Source organism: Tianweitania populi, from assembly GCF_014652875.1.
Lineage (GTDB): Bacteria > Pseudomonadota > Alphaproteobacteria > Rhizobiales > Rhizobiaceae > Tianweitania > Tianweitania populi.
Genome location: NZ_BMZQ01000001.1, coordinates 624,805 through 638,863, shown reverse-complemented (window position 1 = coordinate 638,863; position 14,059 = coordinate 624,805). Strand labels below are relative to the sequence as shown.

Genomic DNA, 14,059 nt, shown 5'->3' with positions numbered 1-14,059 from the left:
GCTCACCGCCGCGCCAGAAGAACAGCGCCGGCTTGCGGCAGATCAAAGGCGATCTCTTCCCCCATCCCATGGCGTGGAGCAGAGGCTAGCGCTTCCGCCTTGATGTCGCCGAGTGGGGTCGAAAGGAGATATTCCACGACTTGTCCGAGATAGCTCGCGCCAACCACCGTGCCCTTATGCGCGCCCTGCCCCAGCAAGACGGCATGCGGCCGCCAGGCAATGCCTGCTGCCGAACCGGTCTCAAAACCGGCTGGCGCAATGCCCTTCAACTTGCCGCCGGTGAGTTCGAAGCAGTTCTCGAAGCCCATGAAGTTGGCGACGAAGATCGAGACTGGGCGCTCATAGATGTCTTCCGGCGTTCCCGACTGCTCGATGCGCCCTTCCCGCATGACGATGATGCGGTCCGCAAGCGCCAGCGCTTCAGCCTGGTCATGCGTGACATAGATCATCGTAATGCCGAGCTCGTCCTGAAGCCGAGAGAGCTCGGAGCGCATTTCAAGCCGCAGCCGCGCGTCGAGATTGGACAGCGGCTCGTCCAGAAGCAGGAGCTTCGGCTCGACAACAATCGAGCGGGCAAGCGCCACACGCTGCTGTTGACCGCCTGACAGTTCCCGAGGCTGCCGATCGGCCAGATGCGACAGGCCGACAGATGCAAGCACCGCATCCACACGCCGCTTGATATCGGCGCTGGACACACGGGCAAGCCGCAGGCCGAACGCCACATTCTCGAAGACGCTGAGGTGTGGGAACAGCGCATAGGATTGAAACACCAGCCCAACGCCGCGCTTGTTTGCCGGCACGCGCGTGATGTCGCGGTTATCGAGCATGATCGTGCCGGAAGCCGGCTTCATCAGGCCGGCTATGGCGCGCATGGTCGTGGTCTTGCCGCAGCCGGATGGGCCCAGCAGCGCGACCAGCTCCGAGGCCTGCATGGAGAAATCCAGATTTTCCACCGCAGGTGTTGGTCCACCATAATTCAGCGTCAGCTTTTCGAGCTTGAGAAAGTCAGACATAGCGCGAAAGTCCCAGCAGCTTCTCAGCCAGCATGACGATGGCGAGTGACATGATCGCCAGCAGGCCGGACAAGGCCGCGACGGACGGGTCGAAGTTGAATTCCATGTAAAACATCATGCCAATCGGCAATGTGGTGATGCCCGGACCGGTCAAAAACAGGGATATGGGAACCTGATTGAACGATGTGATGAAGCCGATGATGAAGGCGGCGAGAATGCCGGAGCGGATGTTGGGCAGCACGACCTTGAAGAAGCTTTGCAGCCGCGTGGCACCCAGCATCACCGCGGCTTCCTCCACATCGGTGCGCAGGTTGATCAGGCTCGCAGACACGACGCGAACGGCATAAGGGACCAGCAACGCAGTGTGGCCGATGATCAGGGCCAGCGTGATCGGAATGCCGAGCGGCACGACGAGATGGCGCAGCAAAGCCAGGCCGACAATGATGCCCGGCACGATGATCGGTGCGGTCACGATATTGCGGATGGTCTCAGCCATCGGCGGGTTGTAACGGTCGAGCGCATACGCGGCAGGGATGCCGAGGATCAACGCAAGCAGCGTCGAGCCGATCGCCAGCGAAATGGACAGCCAGAAGGCGGATCGGAAGCTCTCGATCTCGAAAACGCGCTGCACCCAGCGCAGCGAAAGCCCCTGCGGCGGAAAAGCGAGCGTTTCGCCGCCCGACAGGCCGGCGATGCAGATGATGACGAAGGGGCCGATCAGGAAGATCAGCACCAAGGTCAGAAGCGTATTTCCCGCGAACCGCATCAGCGCCTCCGCCGCACCGAAGCGAGGCGCTTCAGCAGGATGTTTGTGAGAATCGACATCACGATCAGGATCACCGCGATCACGGCGGCCGAGGCAAAGTCGTTGGCGACGGACACGCGCTGGTAAAGCAGCGTTTCCAGCATCAAGACCTTGGAGCCGCCGAGGATAGCCGGAGTGACATAGGCGGTGAGCGAGCCGACAAAGACCAGCGTGCCGCCGACCACGAGACCTTCTCGCGTCAAAGGAAGGATGACCTTGAAGAAGACCGCAAACCAGCTGGCGCCAAGCACACGCGCCGCCGGCACAACATCGCGAGGCATGTTTTCCAAAGACGAGATGAGCGGCAGTACCATCAGCGGGAAAAACAGCTGGATTAACCCGATGAATACCGCCGTTTCGGTGAAGAGGATGCGCAGTGGCGCGTCAGTCAAACCGATCGAGGTCAGCGCCACATTCACGAAGCCAGTCCGACCCAGGATCACCAGCCAGGCATAGGTGCGTGCCACAGGGGAAATCATCAGCGGCAGAACGAGAAGCGCAACAAGCCGCCCCTTCGATTTCGGGCCCGCTTCTACCACGGCCATCGCTACGCCATAACCGAGCACGGCTGACACCGCTGTTACGATCAGACCGAGCCTGAAGGTGCGCAGAAACACTTCCCGATTGAGCGGCTGCGAGAAAAACGCCGTGTAGTTGGCAAACGACCACGCATCGCCCGTCCTGAAGGCGCCTGCCAGCAGGATGAGGACGGGGATGATAAACCCGACCAGCACGAACAACGTCGCGGGCGCGAGCAGCAGGATGCCGAGACGGCGGTTAGCGAACATATGGCGATCTCCGGACGGCCGACGAGCGACCGCCCTTCAAACCCTCGCGGGCGTTTAGTTGGCGACCTTGCTGTTCCAGCCGGAAAGCCAGGCGTCGCGGTTCTCAAGCTGCTGTGCCGGCGGCAAGAAGTTGATGGCCTTTGCCGACTCCGCGCCATAGGTCAGTCCTTCGGCCTTGTCCTCCGGCAGGGTGACCTTGGTGTTCACCGGGCTGTCCACCAGCCCTTCTGCTAGCTTCTGCTGCACTTCGGCAGAGAGCCAGTAATTGATGAACTGATGGGCGAGTTCAGGGTCCTTGGCGCCCTTCACCAAAGCCAGCACGTTCATGCCGCCGGTCTGACCTTCCTTCGGAGCCGCCCAGGCAATCGGCATGTCGAGCTTCATGAGGCTCGGCCACGAGAAGCGGCCGGTAACCGAAGCGATGACTTCTTCCTGCTGGAGCAGCTGGGTGAGCTGCGAGCCGCTGTTATAGAAGGTGACGACGTCGTTCTTGTGCTCGGCGACGAGATCGATCGCATCAGCAAACTTCGGATCGTCCTTGCCGATCGCCTTTTGCAGCATGAACAAGGTGATCGGCCCCTGCGTGCCGGTGATGTTCGGCAGCGCCACCTGACCAGCCAGTTCCGGCTTGAAGAGGTCGAGCCAGCTTTCGATCTTCACGAGGTCGGAGCGATACACGATCGACGTGCCGTAGAACGTGTAGCCGACACCCATCTTGTTGCCGAGCGGATCCTTCGCAAAGTCATAGATGTCGGCGAGGTTCGGCACCTTTGCCGGGTCGATGGGCGCGAGCAAACCCTTGTTTGCGGCTTCAAGCGCATTGGCGTCAGAGAAAGCGATGACGTCAACCGCAGGCGCGCTGGCATTGACTTCGAGCTTGGCCAGACGCTCCGAGGCGGTGCCCGATTCAACCACGACCTTGCAGCCGCACTGCGCTTCAAACGGATCGTAGAGCGCTGCCTTATAGGCGTCCTGCGCGATGCCGTAGACGGAGATGGTGAGGGTCTTTTGCTGGGCGAGAGCCGAGCCTGTGCCAAGCACGAGCAGGCTCATTGCACCCAAGGCCAGGATGTTGCGGGCGGTCATGCGATTTTCCTTTCGCAAGAAGAGAAGCGGGAAACGGAAGTTGAAGCGCGGACGACGAGCGTCATCGGCGACAGGCGCGAGCCGCTGACGCGACCGGTGGCAACAGCGAGCGCGTGCTCGGCAATGGAAGTGAGATCCTGCCGGGTGGTGGTCAGCGGTGGACTGACGATACGACCCCAGATCAGGTCGTCGAAACCCGTGACGGACAGATCCTGGGGAACGCGAACGCCGCGCTCCACAAGACCGGAAATGATGCCGACGGCAATCGCGTCGTAGGCCGCGCAGATCGCGGTCGCATCACCCATCCGCCATCCAAGGGCAAAGTCGCGGCCGCTATCGAAATCAGGCTGCAACCCATCCTCACGATAGACGACACCAGCTTCGTCGAACACGTCGCGCATTCCGGCGACCCGATCCTGCGACACATAGGATTGTGCTGCCGAACGGAGGATTTGCACGTTCCTGTGCCCAAGCTCGACCAGATGCCGCGCCACCAAGCGCCCGCCTTCCCGATGATCCGACGAGATCGTGTTAGCGGCATTGGCGCCGCTGTCGACGACCACCACTGGCACGGGAAAGGCTTCCGGGTCGAAGGGAGCACCGCGCAACGGAATGACGATCAGCGCTTCGATGCCGCGACCCAAGAAGTCCTGCACACGCTGCGTCTGCATCGCAGGATCGCTCATCGCATCGCCAACCAGAAGCGCCATGCCCTGTGCGTGCGCAGCCCGCTCAAACGCTCGCACGAAGTCAGGAAAAAGCGGCATGGAAAAATCAGGGACCACCAGCCCCAGCAGCGTGCTACGCCCCGTACGAAGCGCCCGTCCCGCATGTGACGGCACATAGTTCATCGCCTTCGCAGCAGCACGCACACGATCCGCCACATCGGCCGACACGCGCCCGCGGCCAGTCAGAGCATTCGCGACGGTCGCACGCGACACGCCAACGGCATCGGCGATCTTCTGCATTGAGATAGGACGGGCATCCGGCATGGTAGCACGTGCTACCATCATGATTTTGCCGGGTCGAATCGTTTCACAACGAGGCTGGGGAAAACTTGGGAGTGTTCACTGCTAGCATTCCAGCATTCGACATGGGCGATGCGAGCGCTCAGTGATCTAAGCTCGACGCGCTGGCATGGCGTCAGCGAATTCACGGGACGAAGTGTATTTACTCACCTAATCGAAAAAGGAAGCCATCCATATTCAGCGCCCAGTTTCACGACGACAACCCCGTTGCTTAAAGCGATGGAGTTCGCATCCGGCCAAGTAGGCAAAGTCGGTAAGATAAATTCAACTGCTTTAATCTGCTCCGGTCCTACCGGCCTGTAATCGGCTATACCGTAATACCGGTTGAAGTTCTTGATCCGAACGTCATTGCCGTTATCCCAAGCAAAAAACGAGCTTCCGAAAATATCTGAGCCCGGCAGCTTCTCCTCGGCCAGATTGGTATGAGCACCGTGAAAGTAGACCGGTATGCTGGCGAGGTCGATTGTCGGATATTTTACCCGTATGATTGTCGCAATTTGGCTCGCCATTTGGATGTCGGCATCCCTGACACGCTTGTCTGATACAAAGAGGCGGGTGATGGCGTTGCAGTGAAAGATGCACAGACACATCAACAACACGAACACGGCTTTTCGGCTCCACAGCACAGATGTCGCCGCAGTCAGCAGAATGGCAAATGAAAGATTTGCCGCCACATAGATCCTAGGCGGCAACTTCGTACCGCTTAGAAGAACAAAAGCGAATGGCAGAAGCAGCACAGCTACCACGAGGAGGGCCTTCTGGACACGTTCGCCGACCGCTCGCTTCCAACCCTTTGCGATGAGAAATACCGCGGCGACGGTTGCGAGGATGTATGTGATGAAGCCAAATGCCGATCTACCGACAAGCGATGAACCGAATGCCGAGCCGACACCAATCACGTATTGGCCGAATGAACGACCTTCAACATAGCCTGAGAAGTAGCTCTGACCGTCGACGCCTATGAGCCCTTGAGAGATGGCTGTACCTGCCGTGTACAAGAGCACAGCCAAGATGGTGTAGACGCAAAATGGTACGGCAAGGCGAAGATTGGATACGCCGATTAACTCCTCATCGGTCTGCAGGAGCAAGCGGCCAGCCACCAGCACCGCCGGAACAAGGACGAGGGTTTGATAAATCCCTAAAGCAAGAGCAAGCAGCACAACTGCAAGTACAAGATAGCCGTATTGCGAAACGCGCCTTGGGGCAGAAATGCCGCACAGAAACAGGTAAGCAGATAAGATTGCCAACCCGTAGCCTACAGCAAAGGTGTCAGCTTGATTCAGAAACTCCAGCTGATAGGCAAGATTTGGAAAGGTGACAAACAAGACTGAAAAGAAGACCGCTCGATACCCGCGCAGCGACAGAGTCAGAGCGGCGAGGCATGCGGCAGCGGATAGAACAAAGAGACTAGTGAGATTTGTAAAGTATGGAAGAAAGGGTTCAGGGAGCAAGCCGAACCTGAGCACCGCATGAAACCATCGACCAAGCGCAATGGTTTGATAGAAGTTGTCAGGCACTTCTCCGTCGATATTGAGGACGAAGCTCGTCAGCCACTGACCATAGGTAAGCCCAGCTACAACTAGCGTTACCATGAAGAGGCGCAGAGGATGATCTTCGTGCCGGGCAAGCATCATTATCGGACCTCATCGATGGCTCCAGCTCGTCCTCGCAAACCGTCATATAGTCCGGTCAGCATCATCCTTAAACGCTTCGATTTCGCCTCACCCTTCAAGGTGTAAACTGCCACATACACAAAGGCCCGATAGGCGAAAAACAGGCGCCAGCCTGGTTTGATGTAGGAGCGTTTAGCAAGCAGAAGCGCGTTGCGGACCCAGTAGTAATTTCGGATCGGTGCGTGGAGGGAGATGTTGCGGCCGGCGAGTTTGACCCGCCCAGCACCGATCGTGTGATCCATGACGACTTGCGCACTTTGGAAGTGCCGATAACCGCGGGCGGTCGCGCGAAAACCCCATTCGAGATCCACCAAATCGATGAACAACGGCGCGTCCATCAAGCCGACATCTCGTAAAACAGGTCCAGGAAGAAGTGAGCCGGACGCGATCACGAAGTCCGCTTCAACTGGATCGGGATCGTTGGCCTCAACTGTTGTGCGAACCACACGCCATCCTTTTGCCCGCCAAACGGCGGCAATCCTGCCGTCATGCGTGTCGCGGAATGCATTGCCGACGGATCCAATCGGCACACCTTGCGCTTGAAGTCGGTTGTGCAGACTGGTCAAGGAACTAACGACATCGGGATGGAGGACCGTATCCTGGTCCATCAGCAGAACGCCCGCAGCTCCTGAGTCTAGCGCCGCCTGCAAGCCCCTGTTCTGCGCCGTTGCTAGGCCTTCGTTGAGGCCAAGCGGCATCCACGTGGCATCGATCCCCTCTACAAGCGCAGCTACCACCTCGGACTTTGACGAGCCGTTGTCGACCACAATTACACGGCTAACCTGAGGAACCAGCGCGCGCAGCACCCGGGCGAACCCTTCAAGCTCCGGGTTGTAAGTCACAAGCACGCTGACGATCGTCTGCGGCGTCAGCAAGGTCTCATCAGCGCTGGCTTGTTTGATCGCGGGAGATGGCAACGAGCGAGCGGGCCTTGTGGAAAATGGATGGTGTCGCCTGCCCTCGCCACGAGCATGCGGTGGCATAGGCAAGTTTCTAAACGAGCCGGTGTCTTCTTAACACAAAGTGAAGCGCTGACCACCAGCCGTGAGGCAGCTCTCCGTAGTTTCCTCTGGTTTTATGCGGATGCCGCCGGTATGAGCGCGCTCTATAGAGTGACATATGGACGAGCAGGTATCATGAAGGGCATCATCCTTGCTGGCGGTAGCGGTACACGCTTGCACCCAATGACTTTGGTGGCGTCCAAGCAGTTGCTGCCGGTCTACGACAAACCGATGATTTATTATCCCTTGTCGACGCTGATGCTGGCAGGCATTCGCGACATCCTGATCATCTCCACCCCGCACGATCTTCCTCGCTTCAAGGCCCTGCTCGGCTCGGGGTCGCAGTGGGGGGTGAACTTCTCCTACGAGGAACAGCCGAGCCCGGACGGGCTGGCGCAAGCTTACTTGATCGGCGAGGATTTTATCGCCGGAGAGCCTTCCGCCCTGATCCTCGGCGACAATCTGTTCTACGGACACGGCCTTCCGCAAAGACTGCAGAGCGCAGCAAATCAGGCCCATGGCGCTTCGGTTTTCGCCTACCATGTGCAGGATCCCGAGCGTTACGGCGTCGTGGCTTTCGACAAGACTGGTCGCGCCATCTCTATCGAAGAGAAACCGCTGAACCCTGCCTCGAACTGGGCCGTCACCGGGCTTTATTTCTATGATGGTCGTGCCTCGCAGTTTGCCCATAATCTGAAGCCGTCGCCGCGCGGTGAGCTGGAGATTACCGATTTGAACCGCGTCTATCTGGAGGAAGGCAGCCTGAACGTTCAAACCATGGGACGTGGCTTTGCCTGGCTGGATACCGGCACGCCGGACTCGCTTCTGGAGGCGGCCGAATTCGTTCGGACGCTGGAACATCGTCAGGGCTTCAAGATCGCCTGCCCCGAGGAAATCGCCTTCAACCTCGGCTTCATTGACGCGGCTGCGCTCACTGAACTCGGGAACGCTCTAGGCAAAAGCAATTATGGGAAGTATCTCCAGCGGCTTGCCCAGCAGGCTGCCTGACAGCGGCAATGTCTGGCACGTTAGCATCTGCAGCTGCGCCGCGGCTCAATCCATAAAGGACGATCCTTGCCTGCATCTTTCTCGCAGCGCGTGTTGACGATCAATGCAGCTGATGCCGCGACGGGTCGCCTTGCGACCGTGTGGAACGATCTTCGCGAAGGCTTCAGGTTACGCGAGCTTTGGCTTTTCCTGGGATGGCGCGACGTGCGCCGCCATTATCAGCGCTCGGTATTGGGGCCGCTGTGGCTGACGCTCTCGATGGGCATCATGGTGGCCGGCCTGGGTATCCTGTATTCCCAAATCTTCAAGATGGACATTCGGGAGTACCTGCCGTTTCTGGCGATCGGCTTCATTATGTGGGGTTTTATCGGCGGCACGATAACAGCGTCCTGCAATGTCTTCTCGAATGCGGCCGGCTCGATCCGGCAGATCAGGTTGCCGCTCAGCGTTTACGTCTTCCAATTTGTTTGGTCGCAGCTGATCGCCTTCGGGCACAACTTCGTCATCTACATCATCATTGCCGCGTTGTTCGGAATCAATCCAGGTTTCCAGGTACTCCTCGCCGTCCCAGCGCTCATCTTGATCGCACTGAACGGGATGTTCTGTGCGATGATCCTGGGCCCCCTGTGTGCTCGCTTCCGAGACATTCCGATGATCATCGCCAGCATCATCCAGGTTGCATTCTTTATGACTCCGATCCTCTGGAGTGCGACGCAGATTCCAGAACGGGCGGTGTTCGTGAACATCAATCCGTTCTACCACTTCATAGAAATTGCGCGCGATCCGTTGCTTGGTCAGACAGGCTCACTGCTGAATTGGCTCGTTTGCATCGGCATCACGATTGTCATGGGCGTCTTGGCGCTGGCCTTCTTCTCGCGCTTCCGCGCACGCATCGCATACTGGGCTTAAGTCATATGGCCGCGATCACCCTGCAGAACGTCTCCGTTGACATCCCGATTTTAGATGTCAGCAGCCGCTCGTTGAAGAATAATGTTCTTGCCGCTGTGACCGGCGGCCAGATTAAGCCGACGGCCGGCAGCAAGAAGGTCACGATCCGGGCGATCGACAATCTGTCGCTCGATCTCACCCATGGCATGCGGATCGGGCTTATCGGTCACAACGGCGCCGGCAAGTCGACCATCCTGCGCGTCATGGCCGGCATCTATGAGCCGACGGCCGGGTCCGTCAAAGTCGAAGGCGACGTCGCAGCAATGTTCGACATCGGCTTCGGAATGGACCCAGATGCCTCCGGCTGGGAGAACATCATCCTGCGCGGAATGTTACTTGGCTACAGCCGCAAGGAGATTGAGCTGCGTTCGGAGGAGATTGGGCTCAGCACCGGTCTCGGCGACTTTCTGAGCATGCCTTTGCGTACATACAGTGCGGGCATGAGCACGAGGCTTGCTTTTGCAGTCTCAACATCGATCACGCCGGAAATCCTTTTGATCGATGAGGGAATTGGCGCCGGTGACGCGGCGTTTCTTCAACATGCCAAGGAGCGCTTGCGTAGCTTCATTGGCGAGGCCGGACTCCTTGTAGTCGCTTCTCACTCAGAAGAGCTTCTGCGCCAGTGGTGCACGACCGGCTTGTGGATGGAGCACGGGCGCCAACGAGCTATCGGTCCGCTAGATGAGGTGTTGACAGCGTATAATGATTCACTGAGTGCGCCGGCTGGGTGAATATAGAGTTTCACGTAGCTTCTTCTCGGTCGAAAAAAATCGATCGGAAATGTGCGTCGGCCTCATTCGCCCGCCGAATCTCTAGTATTTAAAAGGTATTAGTCAGCTGTGCCACAAGCAAAGAAGGCCTCTACTTATGCTGACAGCGCAATCAAATTGGGATCGAAGGTCGTCAGGCTGATCACAACACCAAGTCTAATGAAGCAGCGGTGGTGGTACTTGCGAAGCCGCTACTATCAAAGCGGCTGGCGTGGAGTTACTGACAGCATTCGTTACGCTTTCAAGGGTTCACATGCTGTCCAGTCAGAAACTAGCTACCTTGACTGGATCCATCGTTATGACACGCTTTCCAACGAAGACCGACGCGATATCCGGCGTCACATCGAGCGCCTCGCCTACAAGCCGCTGATCTCGGTTGTTGTTCCTGCCTACAACACACCCGCTGAAACCTTCCGGCAGATGATCCAGTCTGTTCAGGGCCAGTTGTACCCGCATTGGGAGCTGTGTATCGCCGATGATGCGTCACCATCTCCGCACGTTGTTGAGATCCTCGAAGCGTTTGCGAAAGACGATCTACGCATCAAGTGGATGCGCCGCGAGAGCAATGGCCACATTTCTGCGGCGAGCAACAGCGCACTGGAGCTTGCCACCGGCGAATTCGTGGCCTTGCTTGACCACGATGACATCCTTCCCGAACATGCCCTTTACGAAGTGGCCGTGACCCTGGACGCGCATCCGGATGCTGAGCTGGTTTATTCGGATGAGGACAAGATCGACGAGGCCGGTCGACGCTACGATCCATACCTCAAGCCGGAATACAGCTATGATCAGCTGCTAGGCCAGAATTACATCAGCCATATGGGTGTGTATCGCCGCAGCACACTAGAGCAGCTTGGTGGGTTTACAATCGGTGCGGAAGGCAGCCAGGATTATGATCTCGTTCTCCGCCTGGTCCACTCCGAGCATTGTTCGCCTGAGCGCATCCATCATATCCCGGCAATCTTGTACCACTGGCGCCAGGAGCGTGGTGGTGGTTCGTTCTCTCAGTCGCAACTGGAGCGATGCATCAAGGTTGCGCGTACGTCGATCAACAACCAGCTGGCGTCCAGCATCGAAGGGGCAACGGCAGTCGCCAATCCCCATGTCCCCTCCTGGAACCGTATCGAATGGCCGCTGCCATCGCCTGCCCCTTTGGTCAGCGTCATCATCCCAACGCGTGACCGCGCACAGTTGGTTCAGCAGTGCGTTGAAGGCCTGCTTCATCGCACGGATTACGACAACATCGAGATCATCATCGTCGATAATGGAAGTGTCGAGGACGAAACGCTTTCTCTTTTCGGTCGTCTAACGAAAGACTTACGTGTCCGGGTGCTCAGGATAGACGGCGCCTTCAATTACTCTGCGTTGAACAATGAAGCCGCACGTGAGGCCAAGGGCGACGTGCTCCTGCTTTTGAACAACGACATCGACGTCATGCACGAAGGTTGGCTTCGAGAAATGGTCAGCCTGGCAGTCCGCAAAGATGTTGGTGCCGTGGGAGCCAAGCTTTATTATCCCGATGATCGTATCCAGCATGCAGGCGTACGACTCGGTGCCGGTCATTTCGATGGCGAGACGGGGGTGGCAGGGCATGTCGGTCACGGAAAGGGGCCTAAATATCCCGGCTACTTCGGCCAGCTAATGCTCGTCCGCGATGTTGGAGCCGTGACCGCGGCCTGCCTGGCAATCCGACGCAGCGTCTTCCTGGAAGTTGGAGGGCTTAATGAGACCGATCTGAAAGTCGCGTTCAACGATGTCGATTTATGCTTGCGTGTTCGGCAGGCAGGCTACCGCATCCTGTGGACGCCTTTCGCGGAACTTTATCACTATGAGTCGGTATCTCGCGGTTCTGATCTCGCGCCGGAGAAAATCCAGCGGTTCCGCTCGGAGTGTCAGTACATGATCGACACGTGGAAGCCGCAGTTGATGAACGATCCGTTCTACAATCCCAACTTCGAGAATTTGGAGCAGGAATACAAGCTTGCCTTCCCGCCGCGGCGCAAGAAGCCTTGGCTGGTCTAAGATTTCGCTGAACCAAGCAGGCTACTAGAGTGTACGTCGTTTGGTTCGGAGAATGAGAAAAGCTTTGAATACATCCTGGCGACGGCATCGATGATGTCGGCCTCGCTGAAGCCTTGATGGATACGCTGGCGCGCTGCAACTCCCATTTGCGCCACTGCATCGTGATCCTGCGATAGCTGAATCAGAGCATCAGCGAGCGCATGCGCATCGTTCGGCGGGACGATTCGTCCCTCGATGCCGTCTCGGACCAAATGCCGGCAGCCTGGGACATCTGTCGTCACGATGGCTCGGCCGCATGCGGCGGCTTCGAGAAGCGTGCGGGGCAGGCCTTCGCCGCCGCGCGAAGGCAGGCAGGCGACGTGATGCTCTTGCCAGACTGTACGAACGTCGCGAACAAAGCCGCGCCACTCAATCCCCTCTTCGGCCGACCATTCACCAAGAAGCGCGGGCGAGATGGCTCGGGGATTTGACGGGTCAGGCTCGCCGCACAGCGTGAGGCGGATGTCATGACCCTGGGCCCGTGCGATTCGGACAGCTTCGACGGCCAGGTCGACACCCTTGGACCATAGCAGACGCGCGACCAGCGCCACGCGCAGCGTTGGCAAGGCTGGCATCGGCAGCTCTTGCAGATGGTCCGGATCAACCCCCGCCCCGCCTACGATCGTCACATTGGCATCTTCAGGCCGCAAGCCGAACTGGCTGGGATCGTCGGTGTTCTCGAATAGGAAGTGAGTTTCCTTACTCTGGAAAAGACCCCGAATGGGCAAGCGAATAGCGGCATCGGCAAATCGGCCGGTCAGGTCTTTCTTGGCACTGAGAAGGCCGCCACCCGTGACAGCAAATACCCGCCGCTTGATTCCAGCCAGCTGAGCCGCCGGTGCGCCAACGAGAATGGAACGCAGCGCGATGCAATGGACCGCGTCGATCTTCTCTCGCCGCAGGATACGGGCCAACCTTGTCACGGTCGAAACAAGGCCGAGAGGATTGAGGCTGCGGCGATCTGCTTCCAAAGCGATCACGCGGGCGCCAGCAGCCTCGATGAGATCTGCATGATCCCGCACCCGCGTGATGACCACCGGCTCAACCCCGGCTTGCCGTGCAGCGCGCAGCATCGGCAGGAAATGCGATGCAAAGAACCAGTCTTCCGTGACGATGAAGGCGATCTTCGGGGTCGGGGCGGGGTTCTGCAGCACCTTGTCAGTCACCAGTTTACTCATACACCCGACTTGATCTTTCGTCGCACCGCCTCGCCTACAAAGGAAGTGGTGCTTGTCTGAGTGGATCCTGTTTGCGTCCACCAGACGCGGCCTTGCGCCGTTAACACGATACGCAACCGATGAACAGCAAGGCCGGCCTCGCCAGGCCGCCCGGTCACCGAGTGACTCTATAGCTGCGGTGAAACCCGACCTGCTGAAGACCGAAAGTCCGGATGCAGTAAGGGCCTTCTCTCCGCGAAAACGACCCTTGCCGGCTGCGTTCGAAAAAGAATTCACAGGAACATCAAAACTCTTTGCCAGGGTCGCTTGACACCCCCGAACGAACTTCGTAATTGACCGCCACGTCGCCGCCAACGGTTGCGACACGAGATGCGCGGGTGTAGCTCAGTTGGTTAGAGTGCCGGCCTGTCACGCCGGAGGTCGCGGGTTCGAGCCCCGTCACTCGCGCCATTCTCGTCAAAGGGTTAGCCAAAGCCCTTTAAGCAGAAGATAAATTTTCTTCTGGTATAAACTGGTAACGGACTTCGTGCAGCACGCCGGTTAGAAACGGCGCTGAGGGCGATTAGCTCAGTTGGTAGAGCGCCTCGTTTACACCGAGGATGTCGGGAGTTCGAGTCTCTCATCGCCCACCATTTTCTCCCCTGATTGCCGTTCAGCTGCCTCCTTCCCCCGACCAGAAATCGATATGTGAGTCGCCGGG

At 58.3% G+C, this 14,059-nt stretch carries 12 protein-coding genes and 2 tRNA genes; 6 read left to right on the top strand and 8 right to left on the bottom strand.

Annotated elements, in window-relative coordinates:
• Window positions 1–2: 2 nt before the first annotated feature.
• From IE166_RS03135 to IE166_RS03105, 7 genes are all read right to left on the bottom strand, one after another.
• Window positions 3–1,013, bottom strand: a complete 1,011-nt coding sequence (locus IE166_RS03135) for an ABC transporter ATP-binding protein (protein WP_189501553.1) — start codon at window positions 1,011–1,013, stop codon at window positions 3–5.
• A complete protein-coding gene (locus IE166_RS03130; RefSeq protein WP_189501552.1) occupies window positions 1,006–1,779 on the bottom strand; it encodes an ABC transporter permease in 774 nt (257 codons plus the stop codon). Before IE166_RS03130 ends, IE166_RS03135 begins: the two co-directional genes overlap by 8 nt.
• The gene (locus IE166_RS03125) at window positions 1,779–2,606 is read right to left on the bottom strand and encodes an ABC transporter permease (protein WP_189501551.1); all 828 of its coding nucleotides are present in this window, start codon (window positions 2,604–2,606) and stop codon (window positions 1,779–1,781) included. The genes IE166_RS03130 and IE166_RS03125 overlap by 1 nt, the downstream gene beginning before the upstream one ends.
• A 54-nt stretch (window positions 2,607–2,660) precedes the next feature.
• Window positions 2,661–3,692 (bottom strand): ABC transporter substrate-binding protein, encoded by a 1,032-nt coding sequence (locus IE166_RS03120; protein ID WP_189501550.1) that lies wholly within the window; start codon window positions 3,690–3,692, stop codon window positions 2,661–2,663.
• Complete coding sequence (locus tag IE166_RS03115) at window positions 3,689–4,705, bottom strand: LacI family DNA-binding transcriptional regulator (protein ID WP_189501549.1); 1,017 nt, start codon at window positions 4,703–4,705, stop codon at window positions 3,689–3,691. The genes IE166_RS03120 and IE166_RS03115 overlap by 4 nt, the downstream gene beginning before the upstream one ends.
• Before the next feature lie 161 nt (window positions 4,706–4,866).
• Window positions 4,867–6,354, bottom strand: coding sequence for a glucosyltransferase domain-containing protein (locus tag IE166_RS03110; protein ID WP_189501548.1), 1,488 nt, complete (start codon window positions 6,352–6,354; stop codon window positions 4,867–4,869).
• On the bottom strand, window positions 6,354–7,268 hold the full coding sequence (locus tag IE166_RS03105; protein ID WP_189501547.1) for a glycosyltransferase family 2 protein: 915 nt from the start codon (window positions 7,266–7,268) through the stop codon (window positions 6,354–6,356). The genes IE166_RS03110 and IE166_RS03105 overlap by 1 nt, the downstream gene beginning before the upstream one ends.
• A gap of 261 nt (window positions 7,269–7,529) precedes the next feature.
• On the opposite strand from IE166_RS03105, the gene rfbA reads away from it, so the two are divergent.
• The 4 genes from rfbA to IE166_RS03085 all read left to right on the top strand — a co-directional run bounded on the left by rfbA (window position 7,530) and on the right by IE166_RS03085 (window position 12,142).
• Entirely contained in the window at window positions 7,530–8,402 is an 873-nt protein-coding gene (gene rfbA, locus IE166_RS03100; RefSeq protein WP_189503212.1) for a glucose-1-phosphate thymidylyltransferase RfbA, read from the top strand.
• 138 nt (window positions 8,403–8,540) lie between these two features.
• Window positions 8,541–9,311: an ABC transporter permease gene (locus IE166_RS03095; RefSeq protein ID WP_244641306.1), complete on the top strand. Its 771-nt coding sequence runs from the start codon at window positions 8,541–8,543 to the stop codon at window positions 9,309–9,311.
• A gap of 5 nt (window positions 9,312–9,316) precedes the next feature.
• Window positions 9,317–10,081 (top strand): ABC transporter ATP-binding protein, encoded by a 765-nt coding sequence (locus tag IE166_RS03090; RefSeq protein WP_189501546.1) that lies wholly within the window; start codon window positions 9,317–9,319, stop codon window positions 10,079–10,081.
• A gap of 198 nt (window positions 10,082–10,279) precedes the next feature.
• Window positions 10,280–12,142, top strand: coding sequence for a glycosyltransferase family 2 protein (locus IE166_RS03085; RefSeq protein WP_189501545.1), 1,863 nt, complete (start codon window positions 10,280–10,282; stop codon window positions 12,140–12,142).
• Here the strand turns inward: IE166_RS03085 and IE166_RS03080 are convergent.
• Entirely contained in the window at window positions 12,139–13,359 is a 1,221-nt protein-coding gene (locus IE166_RS03080; protein ID WP_189503210.1) for a glycosyltransferase family 4 protein, read from the bottom strand. The two genes, IE166_RS03085 and IE166_RS03080, sit on opposite strands and share 4 nt — an antisense overlap.
• 373 nt (window positions 13,360–13,732) lie before the next feature.
• Between IE166_RS03080 and IE166_RS03075 the strand changes: the two genes are divergently transcribed.
• Together IE166_RS03075 and IE166_RS03070 are read left to right on the top strand one after the other, a co-directional pair.
• Window positions 13,733–13,809, top strand: a tRNA-Asp gene (locus tag IE166_RS03075).
• Between the two features lie 106 nt (window positions 13,810–13,915).
• A tRNA-Val gene (locus IE166_RS03070) sits at window positions 13,916–13,991 on the top strand.
• Window positions 13,992–14,059: the final 68 nt, after the last annotated feature.

Excerpts from the sequence above, each read along its gene's own strand:
- IE166_RS03135 (WP_189501553.1), bottom strand. The coding sequence starts at position 1,013 with ATGTCTGACTTTCTCAAGCTCGAAAAGCTGACGCTGAATTATGGTGGA.
- IE166_RS03130 (WP_189501552.1), bottom strand. The coding sequence starts at position 1,779 with ATGCGGTTCGCGGGAAATACGCTTCTGACCTTGGTGCTGATCTTCCTG.
- IE166_RS03125 (WP_189501551.1), bottom strand. The coding sequence starts at position 2,606 with ATGTTCGCTAACCGCCGTCTCGGCATCCTGCTGCTCGCGCCCGCGACG.
- IE166_RS03120 (WP_189501550.1), bottom strand. The coding sequence starts at position 3,692 with ATGACCGCCCGCAACATCCTGGCCTTGGGTGCAATGAGCCTGCTCGTG.
- IE166_RS03115 (WP_189501549.1), bottom strand. The coding sequence starts at position 4,705 with ATGATGGTAGCACGTGCTACCATGCCGGATGCCCGTCCTATCTCAATG.
- IE166_RS03110 (WP_189501548.1), bottom strand. The coding sequence starts at position 6,354 with ATGATGCTTGCCCGGCACGAAGATCATCCTCTGCGCCTCTTCATGGTA.
- rfbA (WP_189503212.1), top strand. The coding sequence starts at position 7,530 with ATGAAGGGCATCATCCTTGCTGGCGGTAGCGGTACACGCTTGCACCCA.
- IE166_RS03090 (WP_189501546.1), top strand. The coding sequence starts at position 9,317 with ATGGCCGCGATCACCCTGCAGAACGTCTCCGTTGACATCCCGATTTTA.
- IE166_RS03085 (WP_189501545.1), top strand. The coding sequence starts at position 10,280 with ATGAAGCAGCGGTGGTGGTACTTGCGAAGCCGCTACTATCAAAGCGGC.
- IE166_RS03080 (WP_189503210.1), bottom strand. The coding sequence starts at position 13,359 with ATGAGTAAACTGGTGACTGACAAGGTGCTGCAGAACCCCGCCCCGACC.